Below are 25,366 nucleotides of genomic sequence, written 5' to 3' on the forward strand. Positions count from 1 at the left end.
GCTAAAACGACAACGCCCGCCTTCGCCGTGGGGACGAAGGCGGGGCCGTGGGCGCCGCTAAGCGCTCGGCTCGTCGCGGAAGGCGACCTCCACGATGGCGCCAGCGAGCGGCAGGTGAATGAGGATGCGGTCGCAGCGCTTTCCCGCTGCCTCGAGAGCGGCGCGATACGTCGCCATCTGGCCCAGGTAGTGCTTCTTCACGAACTCCGCCGGTTTCTGGTTGCCCGGGTTGGACTTGTGGTCGATGAGCACGACCGTGTCGTCTCCGGTGTCGAGGAGCATATCGATCCAGCCCTCGGCGACCTGGCCGTCCGCGAGGTAGCGCATGGGTACCTCGGTGAGCCGCGGCGCATCCGGGTAGTTTTCCGTGAGCCACGCATCCCAGCGCCGACCGGCCTCGACCAAGTCTTTGGCCTCAATGGCGCTCACCCCCCAGCGGCCCAAGATGGCCTCAGCGTGCGCGAGCTGCGCCGCCTCGTCGAGCGCGGTGTAACTCGTGCCGAGGTAGGTGTGGATGGCGTCGCCGACCTTGTTCCAGTCCATCTCGCCGTGCTCGACCAGACGTGCACCCAGCGTTGCGACCACCGCGGTATCCGCTCGGTCCTCCCAGCCCGCCGAGGTCACCAGCGATGCCGCGAAGCGGGCCGCCTTGCGCTCGGCCGTGCGCGTGGACTCGCCGCGCCACTCGGGGAGCAAGCGCTGCTGCTCATTGCTTACCGGTGCGCCGGACTCGTCGTCTTCGCTATAGGTGCGGAAATCCGCGGGTAGGGTGACCGGCTCGGTCGTCGCCGAAGAAATGGCGATGGTGCCCTCTGCATCGTTAGTCGACAGCACAACATTGTTCTTATCGAGAGGATCATGGCTATCCAGCCGTTTCTCAGTGGCTACGAAAACGGTGTGTTCTTTGGAACGAGTGAGGGCAACGTAGGCGAGTCGTTTGTTTTCCTCTGCGGTGCGCTCCTCCCTTTTCTTCATCAGTGGTGTCTTGAGGAAGTGCTCCTTCGACGCCTTCTGAGCAGTGAGGGTGTAGGGCCAGAACATAACGTGACGGCCCTCCAAGGGCGCCTCCAGCGTAAAGGCGCCGCTGTCGGTAGGTTCCGTCCACACATCGGGAGGAAGCTTGTCATTGCTCTTCTTCAATCCCAAGATAACGGTGTGCCAGCCCAATCCCTTGGCGCCGTGCATCGTAGTGACAAAGACGCTTCCGGCTTCTTGGCTGGAACGTGCGACAACGCCCTTGCCGTTGGTTAGACGCTGCTCCGCGTCAAAGTTGCGTAAGAAGTCGGATACTGTGGCTGCCTTGCCAATTCCCTCGCGGTCTGATTCATATATTGTTGCTTGCTCAAGGAACCCCAGTAGCGTGTCGTAGCGGCCAGCTGGAGATGGCGAGCTGGCGATTCGCGCACGCAGATCCAGCGCGTCGATGAGCTCCGTAATCGCGCGCGACGGCGTGAGCTGCCCGATGTGCCGTGCAATCTCATTGACTGCGGCGAGCGAAGGATCGTCCGCCCAGGAGTTCTTCAGCTCCGTACGAGTCTTCCTGTCTGGAGCGGAGGCGAGTTCTTTAAACCACGTTGCGTGCGCAGCATGCTCTGGCATGAGTGTGATGAGCTCAAAGAGCGAAGCTCTGTCCGACCCATCGGAGCAGTAGCGCAGACCAGCAACGAGCAGCATCGCTTCGACTTCCTCGTCGACCGACACGTCTTTGCCAGTTGCAGGAATACCTGCCTGGCGGAGTTCGGCGAGGACTTTCTCGGCGTCTGCGTTGCTACGCACCAGGACAGCAATAGACTGCTTGGGATTTTCAGCGTGCAGCTCCTGAATGCCTTTGACGATGGGTACAGTGAGTTGGAGACCGACCTTGGCTTCCGCATTTGCGTTTCTCCACACGGAGATACGGCCTTCGTGGTCGATATTGCGGCGCCGCTCGCGACGGGCCTCATCGATCTTGAGCGTTACATTCGTTTGATCAGCAAAGGCACGTGAGAAATATTCGTTGGAGAGCTTAAGTGGAATACCGGAACTGCGCCATGACATTGAAAGAGAGTCTTGTTGTCCACCGCCTTCTTCAATGGCGTGTGCGGCAGTCTGCATGAGAATTGGATCGGCGCCGCGGAACCCGTAGATGGACTGTTTCGGGTCACCAACCCAACGCACGTCACCAACGAGTGCGCCAATCTTAAGGAAGATTGCTAACTGGAGCGGGCTCGTGTCCTGGAACTCGTCTACGACCATGACATCGAAGGACTCGCGAATCCATTCGCTCGCTTCGCCATGGGGATCTTGAAGTAGCTTAAGTGCGCGTGCTTCCTGGTCCGTAAAGTCAATGAGACCCGCCTCTCGCTTAGCCTCGGTATAGGCATTCACGCAGTCTCGTGCGGCTTCAAAGGCGATGCGGATGATATCGAAAGTGTCATCACGGAAGGTTTGGAGCTTCGTGATTTCTCCCATGCCGGCGGGAAATTCGTCTGCGAACGTGGTGGTAATCGGTCCAGTCACTTTAGGACCGCCGACTAGTTCACCAGCGGTGAGCTTGAGTGCTTCGCCCCAGCTGACGGCAGCGGGGTTGGCACTTAGCCGCTGGTAGATCTTTGTGCGTTTCGCATGATTCTTTTTGAGCGATGTGACGCTAGTTTTTCTTAGCTTTTCGTCACCTAGCCATTTTTCTTCGGTCGAATCGTCGTTGATGACCTCCATGAGGGAGTCATAAGCTTCCTTCGCACGGCCAACAATCTCCTCAATATCACCTGTCTCATTTCCTAAGTCGAAGTTATCGGCGAAGGCCTGTTGGGACTTGGATATGTGTTCCTCGAGGTCGTTTCGATCGTTGACATCGACGGCGTTAGCGCGTAGTGCTTGTGAGAGCTTCTTCACGGAGTCAGTCCACACACCTTGACCCTCAGTGAGGCCCCCATGAACAGTGCGGCGTCCCGCATAACCTACACGCTTGATCAGGTCACGATGGGCTTCCCAGTATGCTGCGAGTACTTCGTCGCATGCAGTGTCAAATGCTAGTTTTTCGGCATTCTCACTTAGCACAGCAAGCTCCGGCGAGATTTCATTGTGCAGTGCGAACCGACGCACGAGAGCATCAGTGATCGAGTTGACAGTGCCGACGAGAGCCGAGTCGATTTCTTGCGCAGCGACCACTTTTCCCTTCTCGACGAGCTTGACGCTGATGCGGCCAGCCAATTCGGCGGCGGCGTCCTTCGTAAAGGTCGTCGCGATGATGCGTGATGGATCCTTGCCCTCGTCGATGGCCTGAGCCAGGTCCTCAGTGATGCGGAAAGTTTTTCCCGAACCAGCGCTCGCCTGGACGAGAGTGTAATGGGAGTAATTGCCCGTGCTCATTTAGTAGTTTCCCTTCAATCCAGTCAAAACGTCATAGTCGCGGTAGGTGACTTCATCAGGGAAGAAGAACTCTTCGCCTAGTTCAGCCCGTACTTCCGCGGTCAATTTATCGAGCTTGGTTTCGGGGTCCCTGAGTCTTTGATGTGCCTCATCAACCACGGACCCCGCAGCGATGTCGGTGAGTCGTTTAGACAAAAGAAGGAGCGCACGGTTATAGAGCGCCTCAGTGGTTTCCTTATCTTTGCCATCGATGACGATGTGTTTGCGGAATTCCCAATATCCAGTGAAGTCAACGTTGGCGAATCCCACTGACCATGCATAAATCGCAAGCTGCAATGCTTCGTTCTTCTTAACGACGTCTTCGAACTTATTCTTAGACGTCGTGTACTTTGCGTCGAGGACCGAGCGACGTCCCGTTTTCGAATCACTCACGTCGATGTCACGCGAACCATTGAAAGACTCGATAGTCCACTTTCCTCCCGGCACGCCTTCCACGGTGACGTCGAGCGGGATGGAGAACTTGGCTTCGGCCGCGTCGAACTTCCAGCCTTTCTCAACGAGCTTGTCGCGGAACGAGAGGATCGAAAGCACACCGAGGGCGTGGAGTTCTTGTCGACGGGAAGCCTGGCCGGGTGCGTTGAGTTCCACAGCGACTTCACCAATCGCGCGTTCAAGAGCCGCAGAAACTGAATCCTCGGTCCACGTATTGTGGTCTATGGTTTGAAGCAGCTCCAAGGCCCTGTGGAACATGGTGCCGACCATGGCATTGCCTGTTGATGGCCCGCGACGACGGCCCTCGGAAATTCCGAGAGGCTTCGCCAAGATCCACTCCAACGGGCGTGCCAGCAACGTCGCCAATTGCGAGTAGGACATGTGAGTAGGAAGTAGCTGAGTCCCGGGGACAAAGTTCACCTGGGTGAGATCTGGCTGTGAGGGCCAGAGCTGCTTCTCAACAGGGGCGAGTGCGCCCTCAAGGAGGGGCGAAGCGCTTTTAAAGCGTTCGTCGAAGCTCTTGCCTGCCGCGACCTCTTTGGCGACGAGCTGCGCTAGGAGCTGATGTGGGCGAGTGCCTTTTTCTCCGACTACTTGCTTTTGAACGACAGCCACGAGTGAGCGCGCACTGCGCAGCGCCTTTAACTGCCCGCTGGTTCGAAGTCGAGTGATGTCTTTTAGCGACAGCACTCGGCCGTCGAATCCTTCATGCTCTTTCTGAGACCAGGTGTCAATTCCAGAGGCATTATCCGCGAGCGCTCCCCACCACAAAACGGTCGCGCCGGAACGAATATGCGCGGGATCGCCAATGACCTCGAAGTCGTGACTTGCGGCTGGTCGAATGCTCCAGGAGCCTACTCGCCGAGAGACCGCGTCGACGAGATGCTCGAGTTCCCGCTTCGAAATGGCGGAGTAATGAGACAGCATTTTTTCCAGCTGTTTGGCTGCAGTACTGAGTGCTTCGCCATGAGCATTCTGCGCAAACCACATGAGGGCTTCGCGCAATGTATCGATATTGATTTCATCCACGGGTGTGCGAAGCGCAAGGTATCTGTCGATGCCTTTAGCTACTGCCCTTGCCTCGCCCTCGAGCTCGGCTAGGGCTTTGTTCCAATGGTCGACGCTATAGCCGTAGTCGCGGCCGAGCGCCTTTAGAAGTGCTTTACTTGCGTCGGCGTTAAATAGCGCATGCCCGTCGATACGCATGAGCAGTAGGTCGATGATCTCGGGGACCGCGCCAGCGGTCGTCGCTGCAGTTACGAACGCGGAAAGAGCTTGGGCACCACCTCGATTTGAGGACTTGCCTACTGGTGCGAAGCCAGCACGCAGCAGTTCAGCATCAAGGAAGGGCGTGTCTGCAGTGACTAGTAGCTGCGGCACCACGCCAGCAGCACGTTCCTTGCGCAGTTCGCTCACGATGACGTCCGCAGCTTCGAAGTCGTTTTGTGCGGTAACGAAAACCTTCGAGGCGAGTGTTTCGCTTTGCTCTGGTTCCTCAACAACGATGTCGCCAAGTGATCTCAGAATGGATTTCCACACTGGGGGCAAAGCGTCGAGCTTGTCGCGCAGCACGATGCGTTCAATGCCGAGTTTAAGCCCCGGATTCTTGCCCAAAGCACGCGCGACGGCAGGAATGAGATCAGCTTCGCCGGCGATGGGCATGGGACGTTCAGCGGCCTTGAGCGCATCGACTCGTTGTGAGATGCCATCGGCGAGATCACGCGGGTCAATACCTGCAGTGACGAGTTCGTCACGCCAGGTAAGCAGTTGGTTGGCCACTGCCCATGCATCAACTTCGAAGGACGGACGAAGCCACGCTTGATCGTGCTTGAGAAGCTCAGCTAAGCGGTCGCGATAGGCGATGATGCGTTCCGGTTTGTCCAGAACCGGTATCGTCACGCCTAAGCGCGTGGCTAACACGCGGGCTAATCCCGCGGGCCCTACGGTCAATTCCCCGAGACCTGAGGAGGGTGTCCAGGCCGCCCCGTCCAAGCCGAATCCGAATGTGATCTTCATAATGGCATGGTAAGTGCGTTCTGAGTTTTGTGCAGTTTAAATTGCAAGAATTTTCTTTCTAACCCAGCAAGGATAAGGCGTTGGCGATAGGCTAACGAACATGACTACAAGCTTGCGCGCCGGAACCAACTCGAGACTGCATTTTGGACTCTTTGGTGCTTCATTGAATTTGCCTGATTGCTATTCAGCTACCCAAGCTCCAGATTGGCGTGCGGTTCATTTCTCGGTGGCGCTGCCATTGCCCTATGTCGTTGACCAAGATCTTGGCGATGATTGGTTTCAGGGAAGATTCAACGGAATCAAGCGAATTGAAATTGGCCGAGAGTCCCAGCATGGTGCGCACCTTGAGCGCCCAAAGCTTCGCGACAACGAGGTATTTCGTTCAGAAACATATTACAAATACGCGCCGCACTCATTCCATAAGCAAGCAGGACATCAATTTCAGGCGCCGTTCCGTGACTCGGTGGGAGCGAATGTCGTTGATGGCCCGGCGGCAGGCCACCGGATCGACGATGAAAATGCGAGGGCTCTGCGTGTTGATGCCTATAAGTACAAGTTTGCTCCGGATATTACGCGACTAGACGAAGAAGGTTGGATCCCGGATTTTGCGCCGCAGGCTCGTATTGAGCATCCTTCCTCAGAACCGGAAGACTCATTGGAATCCGTCTGGGGAAGTGAGCCAGCGCAGGGGGAGGGGCTGGATATTATCCGGCTTGATGATGACGAAGCGCACCCTTACAGCCAAGCACGTCTCTTGTGCTCCGAGCTCGTTACTTTTCAAGATCCTGAACATCATGTCTCGCATGACTCAAGCTCTGAGAATACCGCCACGACCTTCCTAATTCTGCACTTGGTGGTCGAGAATTGCTCGGCCGCAATGCTCGAAAAGGCCTCACAGTCGATCGCAAAGGTACGAAACCGCGTCAATATTGTGAAATCAGACGCCAAACGGTTAGTCATTCCTGAGAATAAGAAGATGCATGTTGTGCGCGGGACTCATGATAATGATTCGGAGCAGACTTATTCGATCAATCTGTTGAATTACTTTTTTGATCTTACGTTGTCAGTTTTGCCTGCCGCAGAGCGCGGACTGAAGATGGAAAAAGGAGGATACCTTCGCAGGGATAAGTGGCGGTTCAAGGAAGTAACGGACGCGAAGGATAAGGAATTAGAGTTATTACAAGAAGAGTCTGATAGGCGACAGCGTAGCGGCGATAAAGTTGCTCGATTTACGACCGTATGCGCCATTCCTGGTCGCGATATTGCGGAAGTTCCGATGTTGCTAGGAGGGGCTCCGGAAACTGATGAAGATTTGCCGGCGCATCAACGCGAAGATATTCGGCGAGAAATGTGCGAACGTGATGCGTTAGAAAACGGACATCGTTGGCTGCCATCCGATTTGTGGGGTTGGCAGTTGGCGCGTGGTGCCGACAGCTACCATATCGGACTTCCCGCACTCGAGGTTGCGCCGGAAAAGTTCGGCAGGATTGGACTCTATAAGAACTGGAATATTCATTCCTCTCCTGAAGGAATTGCAGTTGTGCGTCGCAGTGCAATTTCCAGAGAGGACCCGGCATTGTGGATGATTACGGGAACTCGTTTTATGGATCTGGCGCTTTTAGTGGCGAGAGCTGCAAAGTATCTTTCGTCCATCAGTAACCGACTTCGTGAGATGAAGTTCGAGGGACTCGATGGCGTGCATACAGAAACAATGAATCTGCAACAACTACGCGGCGCGAGTGACAAATTGCAGCGGCAATTGGACCGATTCCAAGACATCCAACGCGATTTTGTTGTCTTCCGTGATCAGCTGTGGTTTGAAACAGTCCCAGGACGTGAATTGTACACACGGGTGCTCAACGCAATTCAGGATTCAACGGGAGCGCGTCATCTGTATGACGATATCGCCGGTGAGCTTGATATTCGCAAAGAGGTGTACACGACCCGTTTCCAAACCCTGCGTCTGCAAATTGAAGGTGAGATGGGACGTCTGCAGGCTGACCGAGATGAGGAAGCCAAGCAACGCGATGCAGCTGCGAAGCAAAGAGAAATCGAAGACGATAAGCGACGAGAGGATGAACGCGAAGCTCGGGAACAAGAACGTGAGGCTGAACGTTTAGCCCGTGAAGAGGCGAAAGAAGAAGAGGAGAAGAAATATCGACGTGAATCCGAGGAGCGAAGTAAGGCTAACGAGACCTTGAACCAATCGTTGGCATTTGTCGCGGCGATTCTGGCCTTTCCTGCGCTGTTCGACATGATTCCTGGCTGGTCTGATGGAGGCAAGTTCGTGTTGACAGTAGTCGTGGTTGTGGCACTGATCGCCTTTTGGGCAATCCGAACATGGATGAAGTCTCACGCCAAATCAGATCTGGCAGACTCGGAGCCTCTCGACAAGTCCAAGTAACGACAAAAAGGCCTTGTTCCACCTCATGGTGGGACAAGGCCGTGTTTGCTCGAGGATTAGTGCTCGTCGTAGTGGTCGCCGTGTGCGGCGTGGCGGTGGCCATCGTGGATGTAGTCGACGTGGTCGCCGTGGGGGATGGCGACGTGGCCGCAGCCCTCGCCGTGGACGTGGCCAGCGTGGTCCTCAGCGGCGACGTGCTCGGAGGTCTCGCACTCGTCCCAGTGACCCTCGTGCAGGCGGTGGATGTGGCCCTCGTGGGCGTAGTCGGTGTGGTCGCCGTGCTGGAAAGCAACGTGGCCGCAGCCAGCGCCGTGGGTGTGGGTGTGAGCTTCGTGAACTGCATGAGTCATGACGTGACTCCTTATCTTTGGTGCGCCGAAGCGGCGTTGGGGCAGGAAAGGTGGGCGCCCTGCCTGCGTGTTTTCATTACGCTTTCAGTAAACCCCATTTTCATTCCGTTTTCAATTGCGGGGGAGCGAGATTAAGTGTGGCGTTTGTCACAGTTCAGGTGGGGGTGACAGCGAGACCATGTGTAGGCCATGCACTAGGGTCACAGGGGTGAAGATTTCTCGTCGCCTCAAGACCCTGTCCGTCTCCGCTGCTGCTGTTCTCGTCGGCACGCTAGGGGTCGCGCCGCTCGCCAACGCTGCGGCGCCCGCTATTGCCACGCAGGGCCACATCGTTCAAACCTCCGAAGGCACGACGTGCACCATCGGCTACGTCGAAGGCAACCGTGCGTGGACGGCCGCCCACTGTGGTGTCAACGGCCAGGCTGTCTACAACGAGTATGGCTCGCACATCGGTACGCTGCGCTACTTCCGTGAGGAGGGTGCGACCGGCCAGGATATTGCCTATATACAGTTTGCGGCGGGCACGGTCTCTGGTGGCAACCCGGTCTCGGGTGACGGTATCGGATTCAAGCCAGCGGATGGCAACGGCATTTGCGTTACTGGTCGCAACTCGCCGGAGAACTGCGGCACGGTCGTGCGGCGCCCCATGCAGACGGCGGGAATTTACTCGTCGACGGAGCTCTTCAAACAGCATGGTGACTCTGGCGCGGGCGCGTACGTGAAGGGTCAGCCGGGTGTGGTGGGTATCTACTCGGGTACCGCGACGTTTATCCAGGGCGGCAAGCGTCGTGCGTACGAAGACATTGCGTACTTCCCGTCGCCGCAGGAGCGCGCCGGGCTGCCGCAGGGCTACGTGCCGCGCAAGCCTGACCTCGTGCGCCGGGCCAACACGATCCTCGACGTTCCGGCGCTCTACTTCCGCGCGTACCTCGAGCCGGCGGAGGCTATCCTCGCGCTCATCATGGGCGGTTTCAGCCCGGCGGACTTCCGTGGCCTCATGGCAACGCTTGGCATTACTGGCGTGACGATTTAAGGCGGGCTGCATGGAGATTCTCACCCCACGTCTTATGCGGGCGCTCAACGTTGCCACGCGTGTCCACGATGGGCACTACCGCAAGGCGACGGATATTCCGTACGCCTCGCATCTTTTTGGCGTCATGTACCTGGCGAGCAAACAGGGCCTTTCGGCAGACGTAGAGGAAGACGTGCTCATCGCATGTTTGCTCCACGACACGTTGGAGGATGTGCCCGAGAAGTACACCGCGCAGCAGATGGAGGCGGACTTCGGCCCGCGGGTGCTCGACATTGTGCTGGGCGTGACGAAGGATGACACGCTGGGGGACTGGCAGGAGCGCTCGGATGCGTACCTTGCGCACTTGCGTGAGGCCTCGTATGAGTCGGTTGTCGTGTCGGCGTGCGACAAGCTGCATAACTTGAGCTCCATCCTTGCTGACCATGAGGTCCTTGGGGACGAGCTGTGGCCGCGCTTCAACTCGGGTAAGGAGCGCCAGCAGTGGTGGTACCGCGCGGTGCTCGAGGTTGTCGAGCAGCGCGCACCGGAGCTGCCCTTGCTCGTGGAGTATCGCGCGAAGGTGGCGCGGCTCGCCGCGCTCTAAACACCGTTAGAGCAGCGCGCCGAGCCGCTGGGCGGCATCGGAAAGCAAGGTGGCGTATTTATCCGCAGGGGAGGGGCGGAAGCGCTCGGCCGAGCCGGAGATGGAGAGCACGGCCATGAGCGTGCCCGCGGCGTTGAGGACGGGCGCGGAGATGGAGGCGAGGCCGGCCTCGCGTTCCTCGATGGACTCGGAGTAGCCAAGCTCGCGGGCCTTATCGACGTCGGCTTGGCTATAGAGGGCATCGGGAATCTCAATGTCCTCAAACGCCGCGATAATGCGCGCCGCGGAACCGGAGTTCAGTGGCAGCTGGCGGCCGACCGGCACGACGTTGTGGAGGCCGTGCGAGGGTTCCTTGGACGCAATGCACGTACGTGTATCGCCGGTGTGCTGATACAGCTGGATGGATTCACCGGTGGTTTCGAGCAGCTGCTCCATGATGGGGGTAGCTGCCTCGATGAGGTGGTCGCGGTTACCGGGCAGGGCGGGGCCGGCGGTCCAGTGCCCGTCTGCGGTGCGCGTCAAAATACGGTGCGCCTCCAGTGCGGTGGCCAAACGGTGTGCGGTGGCGCGGGGCAGGCCGGTCTCTTCACACAGGTCGCTGAGCGATGAGGGGCGATTGGTGGCGGCCATCATGATGGCCACTGCTCGATCCAATACCTTAATTCCAGAAACTGCGCTATACTCTCCCATATAGTGAAATTTACGTCCCAATTAATGAGATTTCAAGTGGAGTGATTGAAATGTCGGAAAAGCTGACGCTCGCAGAGAAGGTATGGCGCGATCATATCGTGACCAAGGGTGAGAACGGCGCACCGGATCTCATCTATATCGACTTCCAGCTCCTGCACGAGGTAACCAGCCCTCAGGCCTTCGACGGCCTGCGCATGGCCGGTCGAAAGATGCGCCACCCCGAGCTTCACCTGGCCACCGAGGACCACAACGTCCCGACCATTGGGATTAAGACGGGCAACGTGCTCGAAATCAAGGACGAGACCTCCCGTACGCAGGTCTCCACGCTGCGCAAGAACTGTGAAGAGTTCGGCGTGCGCCTCCACTCGATGGGCGACGAGCAGCAGGGAATTGTCCACACTGTGGGACCGCAGCTGGGCATCACCCAGCCGGGCATGACCATCGTGTGCGGCGACTCGCACACCTCGACGCACGGTGCCTTCGGTTCCATCGCCATGGGTATCGGCACCTCCGAGGTCGAGCACGTCATGGCCACGCAGACGCTGTCACTCAAGCCGTTTAAGACGATGGCCATCGAGGTTTCCGGCGAGTTGGCCGAGGGGGTTTCCGCCAAGGACCTCATCCTGGCGATCATCGCCAAGATCGGCACCGGCGGTGGCCAGGGGCACATCATCGAGTACCGCGGCGAGGCCATTCGCAAGCTGTCCATGGAAGCCCGCATGACCATCTGCAACATGTCGATCGAGGCTGGCGCCCGTGCCGGCATGGTCGCTCCAGACGAGACGACCTTCGATTATGTCAAGGGCCGCGAGTTCGCCCCGCAGGGCGCCGACTGGGACGCCGCCGTCGAGTACTGGAAAACCCTGCCCACGGACGAGGGCGCGGAGTTTGACACCGTCGTCCACATCGACGGTTCCTCTTTGACGCCGTTCGTCACCTGGGGCACGAACCCCGGCCAGGGTGCCCCGCTTGCCGATGCCGTCCCGGACCCGGCGTCCGCACCCGACGACAACGCCAAGGCCGCCCTCGAGAAGGCGCTCACGTACATGGATCTGGAGCCGGGTACGCCGCTGCGTGACATCAAGATCGACACGGTCTTCCTGGGCTCCTGCACCAACGCCCGTATTGAGGACCTCCGCGCAGCCGCTGGCGTGCTCAAGGGCCGTCACATCGCTCCGAACACCCGCATGCTGGTCGTCCCGTCCTCCGCGCTTGTCATGAAGCAGGCGGAGGAGGAAGGTCTCGATCGGATCTTCCGCGACTTCGGCGCCGAGTGGCGCACCGCCGGCTGTTCGATGTGCCTGGGTATGAACCCGGACCAGCTCAAGCCAGGCGAGCGCTCCGCGTCCACGTCGAACCGTAACTTCGAAGGCCGCCAGGGCCCGGGCGGCCGCACGCACCTCGTCTCGCCGCTTGTTGCTGCCGCGACCGCCGTGACCGGGCACCTGTCCTCGCCCGCTGATTTGCCCGCCGCCAACTAAAAGGAGAAAGCATCATGGAAAAGTTCGTTACCCACACCGGCACCGGCGTCCCGCTGCGCTACTCCGACGTCGACACGGACCAGATCATCCCGGCTGTCTACCTCAAGCGCGTCACGCGCAGCGGCTTCGACGATGGCCTCTTCGCGAACTGGCGAAAGGACGAGAACTTCATCCTCAACCAGGAACCCTTCAAGCACGGCTCCGTGCTCTTCGCTGGCCCGGACTTTGGTACCGGGTCCTCGCGTGAGCACGCCGTCTGGGCACTCAACGACTACGGCTTCAAGGCCGTGTTCTCGCCGCGCTTCGCGGACATCTTCCGCGGCAACTCCGGCAAGGCCGGCCTGCTCACCGGTATCATGAGCCAGGAAGACATCGAGCTTATCTGGAAGCAGCTGGAGGCCGGCGACACCGAGGTCACCGTCGACCTCGAGGCCCGCACCGTCACCGTGGGCGGCAACGTCTACACCTTCGAAGTGGATGATTACGTCCGCTGGCGTCTCATGGAGGGCCTCGACGACATCGGATTGACCTTGCGCGACGAGCAGGCGATCACTGACTACGAGGCCACGCGCCCGGCGTTCAAGCCGGCGGTGCACTAGACACCGCCCGCCGTCGCGTAATATAGAGGACGGTCATGAACTGCGCCCCGTTTTCCTGACTGGGTTAATTCTAAATGGTTTGGGTCTTTGCAAGGGACTGGTTCCGATATTGCATCGGGGCCAGGTCCTTGAATTGTTCCTGCTGGCTGGTCGCGTTGTATTACGCTCAACATCGGGTCCCGCCGGCATAGGAAACATCCTTCCGTTACTTCGTGCCCTCCATCAAACCCGGGCTAGCTCAGCATACAGTGTGCGTGCCATGTAGACGCAAAAACTCTGTGTGAACAGTCTTTGCAGGTAGTCCATGAGAATCCTGTCGCGTATCTCCATTCAGCCCTGGCTGGTGCGAAGATAGGTAATATCCCCGCATAGCCCAGTGGTGCTGAGCGTGGCTTGTTGGTAGGGGTGTTGTGGAACGGTGGTAGGGCTGGATTCCGACTAGGCGGTAGGGCCGGGCAGCTGGCCTCGTCGGGGCCAGCTGCCGGGCCTCTAATCCGATCGACTACTCGTTGGCGCCATGTGTGGCGCTTGCCAGGTGTTGGCACATGTCGTAGTCGCCGAGTTCGGTGCGCTGTCCGGCCTCAACACCGAAACACCAGTCGCCCAAGTGGCATAAACACTAAATTAACGAGTTTCCCGTCCACAAAACTTGACACAGCCCAAACGAGCTGAACCGCGTCTATGTAGTGTCTGGCGGCTTAGATGGAAAGTATGATTCCGGTGATCGGAAAGCATGCGCTGCGGGGACTGCAGCGGGGGTGATTTTCTTGTAGTCGACGGGCGTCCCAGTGAGTACGGGGCGTCCGCATCGACCACGAAAGGGGTCCGTTGATGTCAACGGATTACCGCGCGATCATGCTCGCGCTTTTACACGAGTAAACTTACGCCGCAATCTCTGCGCGACTGAGATGCTCATCGAAGACAATTCGCCAAGTCCGCTCGGTCTTGGATGTCCACGGCTTCAGTGTTGATGACGTTGCCGGCTTGTCCGACGGGCAACTGGAACCAAGCGCTAAACACTCGCAACAACCAGCTCAAATGTAAAGGTGGGACACAGCCAATTATGCGAAACCCGGGCTATCAGCTATGCCGTTTTGGAGGTAGGTTAGTAGTGCAGATTGAGGTTGACCTGGTTGGCGGCCACTTCATTGTTGATTATAAATCATAAAAGCCTTCCAAAGTGATTCAGTTCACTGTAGTATGTTGCTTGGGTCACAAAAGTGGCCAAGGTCAATTGAAGGAGGGAACGAATATGATTCCGCAGATGTCTGATATTGCGCAACAAATTCTTGAGGAAAATGTTGAGCCAGCTACCGAATCTCAGCTGGGGGATTTTGTCGACGAATACCGTATCCAGAATGCCGCGTGGGAGCACAAGAAGGATTTTTAATCTTTTACTTGTTTGTTTCCTGACGCTGGGCGGGCCCTCAGGGCCCGCCCAGCCCTTTGGATGGAGTTTGTATGCAGTACCTGATTGACCATGGCTTGAAACTTAATTTGACAGGAAAATCTCGCGACTTTCAAACGGCGTATCGCAATACGTTCGACTGTCGTGAAGAGGGATTGGGCGATTACATTCTTATTTTGACGCGCCACGACGATTCTGAAGTCGATCAGCTGTCCTTGTCTCTGGCCGCACTGGGAATCCCGATGGTGCGGTTAAATTCTGATGATGTCAAGGCTGTTACTACAACGGAGGTGTTTATGGATGGAACCATGTCATTGAATGGTTACCATGGACGTCCACGGTTGGTGTGGCGTAGGCACTTTGCACCAGAGGGGATACCAGTGTCGCAGGGGGTTGATCAACTAGAACGAATTTATGTTCAGAATCAGGTGGAAGCGCTAGGCGATACTTTGACTGAAGTGATCGAACGCTCGATAAACGGTGATACTACTGCTCGAACGCGGCTGAATCAGCTAAGGGTAGCACGGGAATGCGGATTTGAAGTCTTATCCAGTTGGATTGGGTTGCAACCTTCGACTCCACTTGGAGCAGCTATTGCAAAGCCAATCGGAACGCATTGGGTCGAATATCCTTCACATGAATTGACGGGAGTAATGCCCAAGGTTGTTGGTGACGGTTTCTGTGCCAATCTGGAGAAAGTACCAGTTCTGCTCCAAGAATACCTTGAGATCGAGTTTGAATTACGAGTCTTTGTTGCGGGTGAAAAAATGGTCGCAATTTCAATTTGGAACTGTGCTGATGCTAGATCCCTTTGGTTGGATAATTCGGGCCTCGAGATGCGGGAGGAAGAGTTAGATCCAAAATTGGAATCGCTTATACGAAACTATTGCGAACGAACCAAAACGGAACTTTGTGCTATCGATTTCGTTGTTAGTGATGGATACTATTATTTTTTAGAAGTCAATGTGCTTTTTGATTGGGTTTTTTATGAGCGTTTGATTGAGGCGAACGTGATCTCGGAGCTGTTTTTGCATTGGATAGCAAAGGAGTTTGCCCTTGTTAATTCCTAGCAACTTTGGTTTTTTGGTGCTTCGCTCGGACGGCTTTATCTGGGATGACCCATTATATAAAGTTCAAACTCCAATTTCGGTTGAGGATTTAGACTTGCTGCGGTCTTATCAAGAGGATCGCTTACTCGGGAAGCTGCCTGATGATTCAGCGCTTGGGTACAGAAAATACGAGAAATTGGTGAATCTTAATGTACTTGTGTTAGTGAATTCGGAGCGTTTTGCTGACGAGAGTAAAGTCATGGATTCTTGGGGCCAGTTGCCTAACCTGTTGAGGAACTACGTCGCTGCGAGCAGGGTTACTTCAGGGTCGGCGCGGATTTCAAAGCAAGCCCATGACTCAGCTTTGTACGAAGATGCTGAGTATTTTGGCATTCCTAAACATTGTTGGGAACTTTCAGACGAGTGGAGCTTGGAGACTGGCCCCGCTGTTTCGTTGAGTGAACCCTTCGGGAATAGGGAGCAAGAGATTCTTTCTCAAATTTCTAGACGGCGACGTTCGGAACGTTTTTTCAACGGCCCTTATGTTCTTAGCTGGGGCCAGTTGTCCACGATTCTTCGGTTCGCCGCGGGCTATCATGACATTCCCGGGATTGGTGGGGAACATGTTCATTTTGGCACGGTTTTTCGGAACGCTCCATCTGCCGGTGGTCGAGGTTCCACCGAGGTTTTTGTGAGGATTGGCCCAGGCATCGACATTGAACCCGGCTATTATCTTTACAATCCAAGACGTGATCAACTTATTTTTCAAGCCGAAATTGACACCCCGGAAGAATGGGAAGTGGCATTGTCGGGACAGAATTGGGTGACGGATGCGCCAGTGCATCTCATATTAGCTGGTGATCCACAACTAATTTCATGGAAGTATAAGTCTCTAAATGCGTTGAAGGGGCTTCTGCTAGACATCGGTCATGTTAGTCAGTTGGTTCTACTAATGGCTGAATGCCTCGGAGTCAGAACTCGTCCTGTTGGCTTATTCCTTGAAGATCGGTTAGAGAAGATTCTTTCTATTGAGCCATCGAGGTTTGTTTTTGGTGTGATAATTGCCTTGGGAAAACCTCATTCCAAAGTTTGATTAATTAGAGCAGTGACGGCTTCTGATTGGCCCAAATTTGGGTCTGTGAATTCCGCTTTCTTAGGAAAGGAATTATTTTTGAAAACTCTCGATTTCCGCCTCTACTGGCTTTCCGATGTCCTCGCCCAAATCACCGGCGTTGCGGCCGGACTCGCGGTCCCGCTTGTCGTGTTTCGGCACACGCAGGACATGGTGGCCACGGGCATCGTGAGCACGGCCTCCGGCATCGCGTCGATGGCGGGCGCCATCGTGGGCGGGACGATCGCCGATAAGTACGCGCGCAAGCCGGTCATCATTGGCTCGAATCTCCTCGCCGGCTTTCTCGCATTCGGACTCGCGTGGACGGCGCTGCCGGGGAATTTTAGCGTCGGGCTTTTTGGCACGCTGCTGTGCGCCTTCATGTTCTGCTATTCCATCGGCCAGGCCTGCGCGGATCCGTCTCTGCCACAGCTTGTCGCCGAGGAGGATATTGCTGCGGCGCAGGGCTTCATCCAAGCTCGTATGCAATTCGCTGGGCTCATTGGCCCTCTCCTCGGCGGCGTGCTCATCGACGTTGGGGAGTGGGTGCCATTCGCGGCGGCGGGCACGGGCTGCCTCGTCGCGGGAGCGTGCTTCCTCTTCATCCGCGCCGACCTTAACCCCGAGTCGCGCGCCACGGAGAATTTCTTTGCCGCGACCGCGAAAGGTTTTGCCATCGTGGGCGCAAGCCCCGTGCTGCGATCGCTCATTACCATGCAGGTCTTCGCCAACGCGGCGCTCAGCGGCGCACTCTTCTTAGCCGTCGTGTCGCTTGAAAATGCCGGATTCACCGGCGTGGTCATCGGCATCGCGCGCTCGGCCATCGGTGTCATCGGCATCCTCGGCGCGCTGGCCACGCGCTTTATTCAGCGGACCTTAGCTTTCCGCACCCTCATGCTCGTCAACACGGGCTTCCTCGCCGCGGCGTTGGCGTGTGCGGCGCTCGTGCATGATTCGCTCGCCGTCGTCGTCCCGCTGGGCATCGCGGTGCTCTTCGCGCCGGCGGCGGGCGCAGTCATCTACGCCAAGCTCGTCGAGCTTATCGACGAACACGCCTTCGGCCGCGTGACCACCATCCAGTCGACGACGGTGACCACGCTCAGCGGTGTGTGGAACACCCCGCTCGGGTACATCACGAGCGCGTGGTCCTTCCTTGCCGGCTTCTGGGCCTGCGCGGGGCTCGCGGTGCTGGGCTTTGCCACCACCTTCTTGTTCAACTCGGCGGTGGCGCGCAGCGAGACTCGTTAACGCACCGGCAGCGGACTCGGCAGGTAGTCAGCGCCCGTGAGCTCGCCCTCGTTGAAGGAGAGCACCCACACGGAGGCCTTCTTCGCCTTGAGGTCGTCGAGGGCGTCCTGCATGAACTTAGGGTTGAGCTTGCGGATGACCGCGGGGATGGTCTCGCCCTGGCTTACGACCACGGAGACACCGCCGCGGTCGATGATCTTCTCGAAGGCCTTGAACGCGGCCTTCTTATCGTCGAGCCAGGCCTCGTCGCCGAGGAGCACGTCGCGGTGGATAGGCAGGTTAAGCTCGGCCGCGAGTGGTGCGGCGGTCTGCTCGCAACGGTCGGGCTTCGCGGAGTAGATGGCGGTGGGGTGGTAGGGCAGCAGCATGGGCACGAGCATCTCGGCCTGGCGGCGGCCTTTCTTATCCAACGGGCGCAAGTTATCGTCGCCGTGCCACTTGCTGCGCTCGTGGGCGCGAGCGTGGCGCACGTAGAGGATGCGCGTGGTCGGCGCGTGCTTCAAACGCTTCTCCGCCTTGTCGAGCACCTGCGTGTCCACCTCGTAGGTGAGCAGCTCGCGGGCTTCCTTGAAGGAGAGCCAGCGGATCTCGTCGACCTCGTCGTTCTTTTCGAACTCGCCGCCGATTACTTGGCCCATCCAGTAGTAGACGACCTTCGTACGGCCCTGCACCGGGTAGGTCACCTTGCCGATGAGCTTGCCCAGCTTGACTTCATAGCCGGTTTCTTCCCAGATTTCGCGCGCGGCGGTGGCGGTGAGGGACTCGCCCGGGTCGACCTTGCCCTTGGCCAGGGACCAGTCGTCGTAGTGCGGGCGGTGAATGACGGCGACTTCCGCGTTGTCGCGCTCGCCGCGCCAGAGCACCGCGCCGGCGGCGAGTGTCGTGCGCTTGAACTCGGCGGCGGGGTCGCGGGGAACGGCCTGGTAGCGGCCAGTGATGAGCATCTCCGAGGCCAGGTCCTTGTCGTCTTCGTGCATCTTCTTTTCAGAGACCATGCCCGTTGCTCCTCCACTAGGGTTGGGTAAATCTTTTAGCGTCTAACGCCTTCTATTTTTACTCACGCCCGGCGCGCACGCAGAACTGCCCCGCCCACGTGTCCTAGGATATGAGGGCAACGTACGTACAATGAGAGGGGAAACAATGGTCAACGTCGCGGTCATGGGCGCCGGTTCCTGGGGCACCACGCTGGCGAAGGTCTTCGCTGACGCCGGCAATGAGGTGCGCCTGTGGGTTCGCCGCCCCGAGCTCGCGGAGACCATCGCGACCACCCGCCGCAACGCGGACTACCTGCCGGACGTAGAGCTTCCGGCCGGCGTGACCCCGCTTACCGATGCCGCCGCGGCGCTCAGCGCCGCCGACGTCGTAGTCTTTGGCATTCCCTCTCAGTCCCTGCGTCCCAACCTTGAGGCGTGGGCCCCGCTCCTGCCGGAGGATGCGACACTCGTGTCCATCTCCAAGGGCGTGGAAACCGCGACCCTGAAAAGGATGAGCGAAGTCATCGTGGACGCGACGGGTGCACGGACAAGCCGGGTGGCCGTCTTGTCCGGGCCGAACCTGGCGAAGGAAATCGCGCAGGAGCAACCCGCCGCGACCGTCATCGCGTGCACGGACGAGGAGCGCGCGAAAGCCGTGCAGGAGGCCATCGCGACGTGGTACCTGCGCCCGTATACGAATACGGACGTCGTGGGCGCGGAGGTGGGCGGCGCGTGTAAGAACGTTATCGCGCTGGCGTGCGGTATGGCCACCGGCCGGGGGCTAGGCACCAATACGCTGGCGACGCTTATTACGCGAGGCCTGGCGGAAATCACGCGCCTGGGCGTCCAACTCGGCGCGGACCCGCGCACCTTCGCGGGACTCGCGGGCCTGGGCGACCTGGTCGCGACGTGCTCCTCGGAGCTGTCGCGTAACCGCACCTTCGGCTTCCGCCTGGGCCAGGGCGGCACGCTGGAGGAAGCCAAGGCCGCGACCAACGGCCAGGTCGCGGAAGGCGTGACCTCGTCCGAGTCCATTTTCCGGCTGGCGCAGGCCGTCGGCGTGGAGATGCCCATCACGCAGGCGGTCTATGGCGTGTGCCACCGCGGCGTGCCCGTATCCGACATGGTCGTGGCCCTCATGGGTCGCACCACGAAGCCGGAGTAAGATTCCACCCCATGACGAATAAGACCCGCGTCGCCGTTGTCTATGGCGGCCGCAGCACCGAACACTCCATCTCCTGCGTCTCTGCCGGCGCCATCATGGCGAACCTGGATCCGGAGCTCTACGACGTCGTGCCGGTGGGCATCACCCGTTCCGGCGCGTGGACCCCGGGTTCGCGCGAGGGCCTGAAGATTGAGGGCGAGACGCTGCCCGAGGTCGTCATGGGCGATGAGCTTACGCTCTCGCTCAACCCGGCGACGCGCGGCCAGATCCACAACGTGACGACCGGCGAGCTCTATGCCACCGTCGACGTCGTCTTCCCGGTTCTCCACGGCCCCTACGGCGAGGACGGCACCGTCCAGGGCCTGCTTGAGCTCACCGGCCTGCCCTATGTCGGCCCGGGCGTGCTCGCCTCCGCGGCCGGCATGGACAAGGAGTTCACGAAGAAGCTCGCCGTCGCCGAGGGCCTGCCCGCCACCCCCGAGGTCATCCTGCGTCGCGGCCGCTCCGAGCTTACCGAGGCCGAGAAAGCCACCCTCGGCCTGCCGGTCTTCGTCAAGCCCGCGCGCGGCGGCTCGTCCATCGGCATCTCCAAGGTCTCGGACTGGTCCGAGCTGCCCGCCGCCGTGCAACTCGCCTACGACAACGACACGCAGGGCGACCCCAAGGTCATCGTCGAGGCCGAAATCGTCGGCTCCGAGGTCGAGGTGGGTGTTCTCGAATACCCGGACGGCTCCCTGCGCGCGTCCGTGCCGGCGAAGCTCAACGGCATCGAGGACTCGGACGAGGGCTTCTACGGTTTTGAGACAAAGTACCTCGACGACGTGGTCTCCGCGCAGATTCCCGCTGACTTTGAGCCTGCGATCATCCAGCAGCTCCAGGAGCTCGCCGTCGCGACCTTCCGCGCCTGCGACTGCAAGGGCCTGTCCCGCGTCGACTTCTTCGTTACGGAGGACGGTCCGGTGCTCAACGAGATCAACACCATGCCGGGCTTTACCCCGATTTCCATGTACCCGCAGGTCTTCGCCGCGGTGGACGTGGATTACCCGACGCTGCTGCACACCCTCGTGCAAACGGCGCTTGCGCACGCGTGATGACATTTGTCATCTCGAAGTGATGACGTAACGCTCTGTTGAGCTTGCCCGCGCGCGGCGATGATAGTCAGCATGAACATCATCGACGTCCACGGGCTTTCGCGTACTTATAAGAAATTCACGGCAGTAGACAGCATAAACTTTTCCGTCGCACCGGGTGAGTGCTACGGACTGCTTGGCACCAACGGCGCGGGCAAGACCTCGACGCTCGAGGTTCTCGAAGGGCTAGCTGCCCCTTCTGCTGGCACCGTCGAGGTCCTCGGCGGCGACCCGCGTCGCGACCGCGCCACACTACGCCCGCGCATGGGCATCATGCTTCAGCGTGGCGGCCTGCCCAGCGGGCTCACGGTCCGCGAGACCATGAAGCTATGGGCGGGCACCTGCTCCAACCCCCAGCCTGCCGATGCCGTCTTGGACCAGGTTGACCTCCTCCATAAGGCCGACACGAAGGTCGGGGCGCTCTCCGGCGGCGAGCAGCGCCGCCTGGATCTCGCGTGCGCCCTGCTCGGCGGGTCTGAGCTTATCTTCCTCGACGAGCCGACCACAGGTCTTGACCCAGAGTCGCGCCGCAACGTCTGGCGCCTGCTGCGTGAGCTCAAGGAATCCGGCGTGACGATGGTTCTCACCACGCACTACCTCGAGGAGGCCGAGTACCTCTGCGACCGCCTGTGCATCTTGCACCGGGGCCGCATCGAGCTCGAGGGCACGCTCGCGGAGCTCGTCGAGACGCGCGCGTCTGAAATCGTCCTCGAGCCGGCCCTCGTGCCGGAGACCCACGCCAGCCAAGCGATCTACGAAGGGGACCGCGTCATCGTCCACACGAACAACCTGGTGACCGATACCCACGGGATCCTTGCCTGGGCACAGGACAATGGCGTGACCTACACGCATTTTGCTGCCCGCCCCGCCACCTTGGAAGACGTCTTCCTCTCTATCGCCGAAGGAGTGAAGTAAATGACCACCCTCATCTCGCCCCGCCGTGCCGTCGCCTTGTCCCGCGCAGAATCCACGCTGTTCCTTCGCAATCCCACGCTCATGGTCATGGCCCTGTTCATGCCCCCATCCATGGCGCTTATCATGTACGGCATTTATGACAGCCAAACCGGAATTGAGCCGCGGTTGGCGGCCGGGTTCGCCTCCGAGATTTTTGTCCTGGCCGCGCTCATGTTCGTGCAGTTCTACTCGGTGCTCTCCGCCATCACGGCCCGGCGCGATGAGGGCGTGCTCAAGCGCCTGCGCACCGGCGAGGCCACCGATGCCGAGATTCTCTCCGCCGTCGCCGTGCCCGGCGCGCTGATTACCATCGTGAGCACCCTGGTCGTATCAGTAGTGCTCAGCGGACTCGCTGGTGGCACGCCTACCGATGTCTTGCGGCTGGTGCTTGCCGTTGGCTTTGGACTTGCGCTCTCGACCGCATTCGCTTTCGTCACCTCCATCTACACCCGCAGCGTTGAGTCCGCACAGGTGACCTCACTGCCGGTTATGGCCATGGCGATGCTCTCCCAGTCCGGCATTCGCGAGATGATGCCTGAGCGCCTCCGTGAACTTGTTGACTACACGCCGTTCGCCGTGATTTCCGACTTCTCGCTGTCCTCCTGGACTACGGAGCCGGTCGGCATGGGGGTAGTCCAGGGCGTGCTCATTCTGCTGGTGTGGACCCTCGCCCTGGGGTACTGGGCCTATTCCTGCATGCGCTGGGACTCCCACCGCTAAAGTATCCAGACGTGAACTTCTTACCAGCCCCGGGAGCGCCGCGCTTTGTGTGGTGGTCCCGTTTGGGGCTGCACATGATCAATGCTGTGCTCGTGGTAGTCGGTGCCAGGAACTGGGGAAGCCTCACCACGCTCCCCGGTGCGGGAGCAGTCGCCGCGTTGGTCTGCACCGCGGCCACCGCCACCGTCGTCATTGAGCGCCTGCCCGAATACAACCTTGCTCCACGCCGCCCGGTCGACGCGTGGCTACATCTTAATTACTACGGCGGCCTAGGGATCGTCGCAGGTTGCCTTGCCGTGGTCACGGTCGGCCCAGCGGAGTGGGCGCAGGCCGCCGCGGGCACGGCCGTGATTGTTGCCTCGATTATTGCCGGTTCTTCGCTGCCGCGCTTTCCGGCGGCGTGGCTCCACGCCGTGGTGCTCACCGTCATTATGTGGCTGTTCCTGGGCTCTGCCCTCGCGGCGCCTCTGTTGATTCTGCCCGCGCTGTGCTACGCCTCCGCCGTGCTTACCCTGTGGTACGTGGGCAGCCTCAAGACCTCGGAGCGCGCCCGGCACCTCGAAGCCGCGCTCAAGGTCAGCGACGAGCGCTTGCGGTTTGCCCAGGAGCTGCATGACACGCTGGGGCAGAACCTCGCCGCGCTGTCTATCAAAGCGGAGCTGGCCCGTGCACTCGTCCGCCGCGGCGACCCACGTCTCGACGAGGAGCTGGAAGAAATCCAGCGCCTCACCAAAGTCTCCATGACGGATATGCGCGCCGTCGTCGATGGCTACCGCCGTGCCTCGCTCGACACGGAGCTAGCAGGTGCCCGCCAACTGCTCGAGGCCGCTGACATTCGCGTCGCGGTTACTGGCGAGATCGCAGACGTCCCGCCGCAGCACCGCGAGCGCGCCGGATGGTTCGTGCGCGAGGCCGCGACAAACGTGCTCAAGCACGCCCGAGCCACGTACGTTGACATCGAAGTACAGCCCAACGCCATCAGCCTGCGCAACGATGGTGCCCACGGGGAGGCTGGCGAAGAAGCCGGGCTGGCCGCCCTGCGCCGCCGCGGCACGGATATCCACACCTATCACGCTAACGAGACCTTCACGGTCGAAATGAGGTTCCATGATTAAGGTCGCCATTGCGGACGACGAAGCGCTCGTCGCGCAATCCCTGGCCACGCTGCTCGGGCTCGAAGACGACATCGAGGTCGTTCGCACCGCCTGCTCGGGTCGCGAGCTCATCGATTGGTGCGCGGTGCACCCCATCGATGTGGCGGTCCTCGACTTGCAGATGCCGGGGCTTGACGGCATCGACACGGCTTCCCAACTTTCCGATGCCGCCGTCCTCATCGTCACTTCCCACCCACGCCCGCAGGCGCTCAAGCGGGCGCTCGCAGCCAACGTGCTGGGTTTCGTGCCCAAGACGTCCTCGGCCGAGCAGTTCGGCTTGGCTATTCGGACGGTGGCGCAGGGAAAGCGCTTCCTCGACCCGGAAGTCGCGGCGCTGGCAATCTCGGCAGGCGAGTCACCGCTCACCGACAGCGAGGCGCGTGTCCTCGAGGCCGCGGGAACGGGTGCCTCCGTCGCGGATATCGCCGCGCAGGTTTGTTTGGCGGCGGGCACGACGCGCAACTACCTTTCCTCGGCGATGGCAAAGACGGGCGCGCAGAACCGCTTCGAGGCTTATACCGTCGCCCGCGAGCGCGGCTGGATTTAGTTCGCGACCTGCTTCGTGGACTTTGTCAACGCGTCGCTCATGTCCACCAAGGCATCTGCGGCGACGTCCTGCGGCACGGACAACGCCACGTTGACGTCGCGGCCCAACGCGAACCACGTTGAGGCGGTCGTGCCGCCGGCCAGCGTCGTGTCCTCGAACCACGGCACGTCGTTGACCTGCTGGAGCTGCGCGCCAGCCTGGTAGCCGGGGGCGTCCTCGACGCCGCAGCGTAGCTCGATGGGCTCGCGGCCGTCCGCGGTCCAGACAAGCGTGTTCTTCGCGGTGCCCTCGGGCAGCTGGTCGAGGCGCGTGTAGTCGCCGAGCTCGCGCGGGGCGGCCTTGAGGAAGGCGGCGCATTCGCCGGGGCCAGTCTTCAGCGAGGCGAGGGCCGCGGGGAAGCGTTCCGGGGCATCACCGGTGAGCGCGCCGAGGTCAAGCCCCGTGGGCTCCTGGTCGTCGAAGGTCGTCACGGCGACGACGGGGGAGCGGTCCGCCGTGTACCACGAGGTGAGGTTCGAGCCCGGCGTCATGTCGCGGACCTTGAGCCACGTCGTGCCATCCACGTCAGTGGTGTGCGCGTACGGGGTGTACTGATAAGGCATGGGCACGCCGCAGCGCAGCGTCACCGCCTCGCCGGAGTTCGTGGACCATGCAGCCACGCCCTCGGGCACGGGGTCGGCGACGCTCGCGCGCGGGTGCCCCATGAACTTCTCGGGCAGCGCGTCGATAAGGGCGGCGCACTCCGCGGAGCCAGACTCGGGCGAGTCGACTGGCGACATGGCGACGGGGGCGCGTTCGATATTCTCGAAGACATACTTCGAGCCAAAGATGACTCCAAAGATCAGCGCCAGCGCGAGTGCAAGAGAAACGTAGATGGCGGTGCGGTTAAATAGTGGGGTCATACCCC

21 protein-coding genes are annotated in these 25,366 nt (G+C 59.7%); 15 read left to right on the forward strand and 6 right to left on the reverse strand.

Translation table 11 applies throughout. The features are described from left to right. Positions 1-57 precede the first annotated feature (57 nt). Complete coding sequence (locus tag BN9444_RS07875) at positions 58-3,351, reverse strand: UvrD-helicase domain-containing protein (protein WP_068801726.1); 3,294 nt, start codon at positions 3,349-3,351, stop codon at positions 58-60. After that, entirely contained in the window at positions 3,352-5,859 is a 2,508-nt protein-coding gene (locus BN9444_RS07880) for a PD-(D/E)XK nuclease family protein (RefSeq protein WP_068801727.1), read from the reverse strand. Positions 5,860-5,959: 100 nt separating this feature from the next. Here BN9444_RS07880 and BN9444_RS07890 point away from each other — a divergent pair, with 100 nt between their 5' ends. Further along, complete coding sequence (locus tag BN9444_RS07890) at positions 5,960-8,263, forward strand: hypothetical protein (protein WP_141681524.1); 2,304 nt, start codon at positions 5,960-5,962, stop codon at positions 8,261-8,263. 56 nt (positions 8,264-8,319) lie between these two features. On the opposite strand, the gene BN9444_RS07895 is transcribed toward BN9444_RS07890, so the two are convergent. Beyond that, entirely contained in the window at positions 8,320-8,613 is a 294-nt protein-coding gene (locus BN9444_RS07895) for a hypothetical protein (protein WP_068801730.1), read from the reverse strand. A 208-nt stretch (positions 8,614-8,821) separates the two neighbouring features. Between BN9444_RS07895 and BN9444_RS07900 the strand changes: the two genes are divergently transcribed. Further along, complete coding sequence (locus BN9444_RS07900; protein WP_066484654.1) at positions 8,822-9,646, forward strand: chymotrypsin family serine protease; 825 nt, start codon at positions 8,822-8,824, stop codon at positions 9,644-9,646. Between the two features lie 10 nt (positions 9,647-9,656). Then, positions 9,657-10,229: an HD domain-containing protein gene (locus BN9444_RS07905; RefSeq protein WP_068801731.1), complete on the forward strand. Its 573-nt coding sequence runs from the start codon at positions 9,657-9,659 to the stop codon at positions 10,227-10,229. A gap of 6 nt (positions 10,230-10,235) precedes the next feature. Here BN9444_RS07905 and BN9444_RS07910 read toward each other — a convergent pair whose 3' ends face one another. Further along, positions 10,236-10,919, reverse strand: a complete 684-nt coding sequence (locus tag BN9444_RS07910; RefSeq protein WP_066484643.1) for an IclR family transcriptional regulator — start codon at positions 10,917-10,919, stop codon at positions 10,236-10,238. 50 nt (positions 10,920-10,969) lie between these two features. On the opposite strand from BN9444_RS07910, the gene leuC reads away from it, so the two are divergent. The 6 genes from leuC (at position 10,970) to BN9444_RS07930 (ending at position 17,815) form a co-directional block, all read left to right on the forward strand. Then, complete coding sequence (leuC, locus tag BN9444_RS07915; protein ID WP_066484630.1) at positions 10,970-12,400, forward strand: 3-isopropylmalate dehydratase large subunit; 1,431 nt, start codon at positions 10,970-10,972, stop codon at positions 12,398-12,400. A gap of 14 nt (positions 12,401-12,414) precedes the next feature. Further along, positions 12,415-12,999, forward strand: a complete 585-nt coding sequence (leuD, locus tag BN9444_RS07920) for a 3-isopropylmalate dehydratase small subunit (RefSeq protein WP_066484628.1) — start codon at positions 12,415-12,417, stop codon at positions 12,997-12,999. A 1,252-nt stretch (positions 13,000-14,251) separates the two neighbouring features. Beyond that, positions 14,252-14,389 carry a hypothetical protein gene (locus tag BN9444_RS14525; protein ID WP_154666909.1) on the forward strand — a complete coding sequence of 46 codons (138 nt, stop codon included), beginning with the start codon at positions 14,252-14,254 and terminating at the stop codon, positions 14,387-14,389. Positions 14,390-14,460: 71 nt separating this feature from the next. After that, positions 14,461-15,477: an ATP-grasp domain-containing protein gene (locus tag BN9444_RS14275; RefSeq protein ID WP_141681525.1), complete on the forward strand. Its 1,017-nt coding sequence runs from the start codon at positions 14,461-14,463 to the stop codon at positions 15,475-15,477. After that, a complete protein-coding gene (locus tag BN9444_RS13590; RefSeq protein ID WP_082750238.1) occupies positions 15,464-16,549 on the forward strand; it encodes a SagB/ThcOx family dehydrogenase in 1,086 nt (361 codons plus the stop codon). Before BN9444_RS14275 ends, BN9444_RS13590 begins: the two co-directional genes overlap by 14 nt. Positions 16,550-16,627: 78 nt before the next feature. After that, the gene (locus tag BN9444_RS07930; RefSeq protein WP_066484621.1) at positions 16,628-17,815 is read left to right on the forward strand and encodes an MFS transporter; all 1,188 of its coding nucleotides are present in this window, start codon (positions 16,628-16,630) and stop codon (positions 17,813-17,815) included. On the opposite strand, the gene BN9444_RS07935 is transcribed toward BN9444_RS07930, so the two are convergent. Next, positions 17,812-18,810 (reverse strand): NUDIX hydrolase, encoded by a 999-nt coding sequence (locus tag BN9444_RS07935; protein WP_066484618.1) that lies wholly within the window; start codon positions 18,808-18,810, stop codon positions 17,812-17,814. The two genes, BN9444_RS07930 and BN9444_RS07935, sit on opposite strands and share 4 nt — an antisense overlap. 145 nt (positions 18,811-18,955) lie before the next feature. On the opposite strand from BN9444_RS07935, the gene BN9444_RS07940 reads away from it, so the two are divergent. From BN9444_RS07940 to BN9444_RS07965, 6 genes are all read left to right on the forward strand, one after another. Then, a complete protein-coding gene (locus BN9444_RS07940) occupies positions 18,956-19,954 on the forward strand; it encodes an NAD(P)H-dependent glycerol-3-phosphate dehydrogenase (RefSeq protein ID WP_066484614.1) in 999 nt (332 codons plus the stop codon). Positions 19,955-19,965: 11 nt separating this feature from the next. Continuing rightward, positions 19,966-21,045, forward strand: a complete 1,080-nt coding sequence (locus BN9444_RS07945; RefSeq protein ID WP_066484610.1) for a D-alanine--D-alanine ligase family protein — start codon at positions 19,966-19,968, stop codon at positions 21,043-21,045. A gap of 63 nt (positions 21,046-21,108) precedes the next feature. Further along, positions 21,109-21,999, forward strand: a complete 891-nt coding sequence (locus tag BN9444_RS07950; protein WP_420888720.1) for an ABC transporter ATP-binding protein — start codon at positions 21,109-21,111, stop codon at positions 21,997-21,999. After that, positions 22,000-22,758, forward strand: a complete 759-nt coding sequence (locus tag BN9444_RS07955; RefSeq protein WP_066510380.1) for an ABC transporter permease — start codon at positions 22,000-22,002, stop codon at positions 22,756-22,758. 11 nt (positions 22,759-22,769) lie between these two features. Next, positions 22,770-23,873 (forward strand): sensor histidine kinase, encoded by a 1,104-nt coding sequence (locus tag BN9444_RS07960; RefSeq protein WP_199872859.1) that lies wholly within the window; start codon positions 22,770-22,772, stop codon positions 23,871-23,873. Continuing rightward, positions 23,866-24,459 carry a response regulator transcription factor gene (locus tag BN9444_RS07965; RefSeq protein WP_068801735.1) on the forward strand — a complete coding sequence of 198 codons (594 nt, stop codon included), beginning with the start codon at positions 23,866-23,868 and terminating at the stop codon, positions 24,457-24,459. The genes BN9444_RS07960 and BN9444_RS07965 overlap by 8 nt, the downstream gene beginning before the upstream one ends. Here the strand turns inward: BN9444_RS07965 and BN9444_RS07970 are convergent. Next, positions 24,456-25,361: a DUF3515 domain-containing protein gene (locus tag BN9444_RS07970; protein ID WP_068801736.1), complete on the reverse strand. Its 906-nt coding sequence runs from the start codon at positions 25,359-25,361 to the stop codon at positions 24,456-24,458. The genes BN9444_RS07965 and BN9444_RS07970 overlap by 4 nt on opposite strands. Between the last annotated feature and the right edge of the window lie 5 nt (positions 25,362-25,366).

The sequence above is a fragment of the Corynebacterium phoceense genome (assembly GCF_900092335.1).
GTDB lineage: Bacteria > Actinomycetota > Actinomycetes > Mycobacteriales > Mycobacteriaceae > Corynebacterium > Corynebacterium phoceense.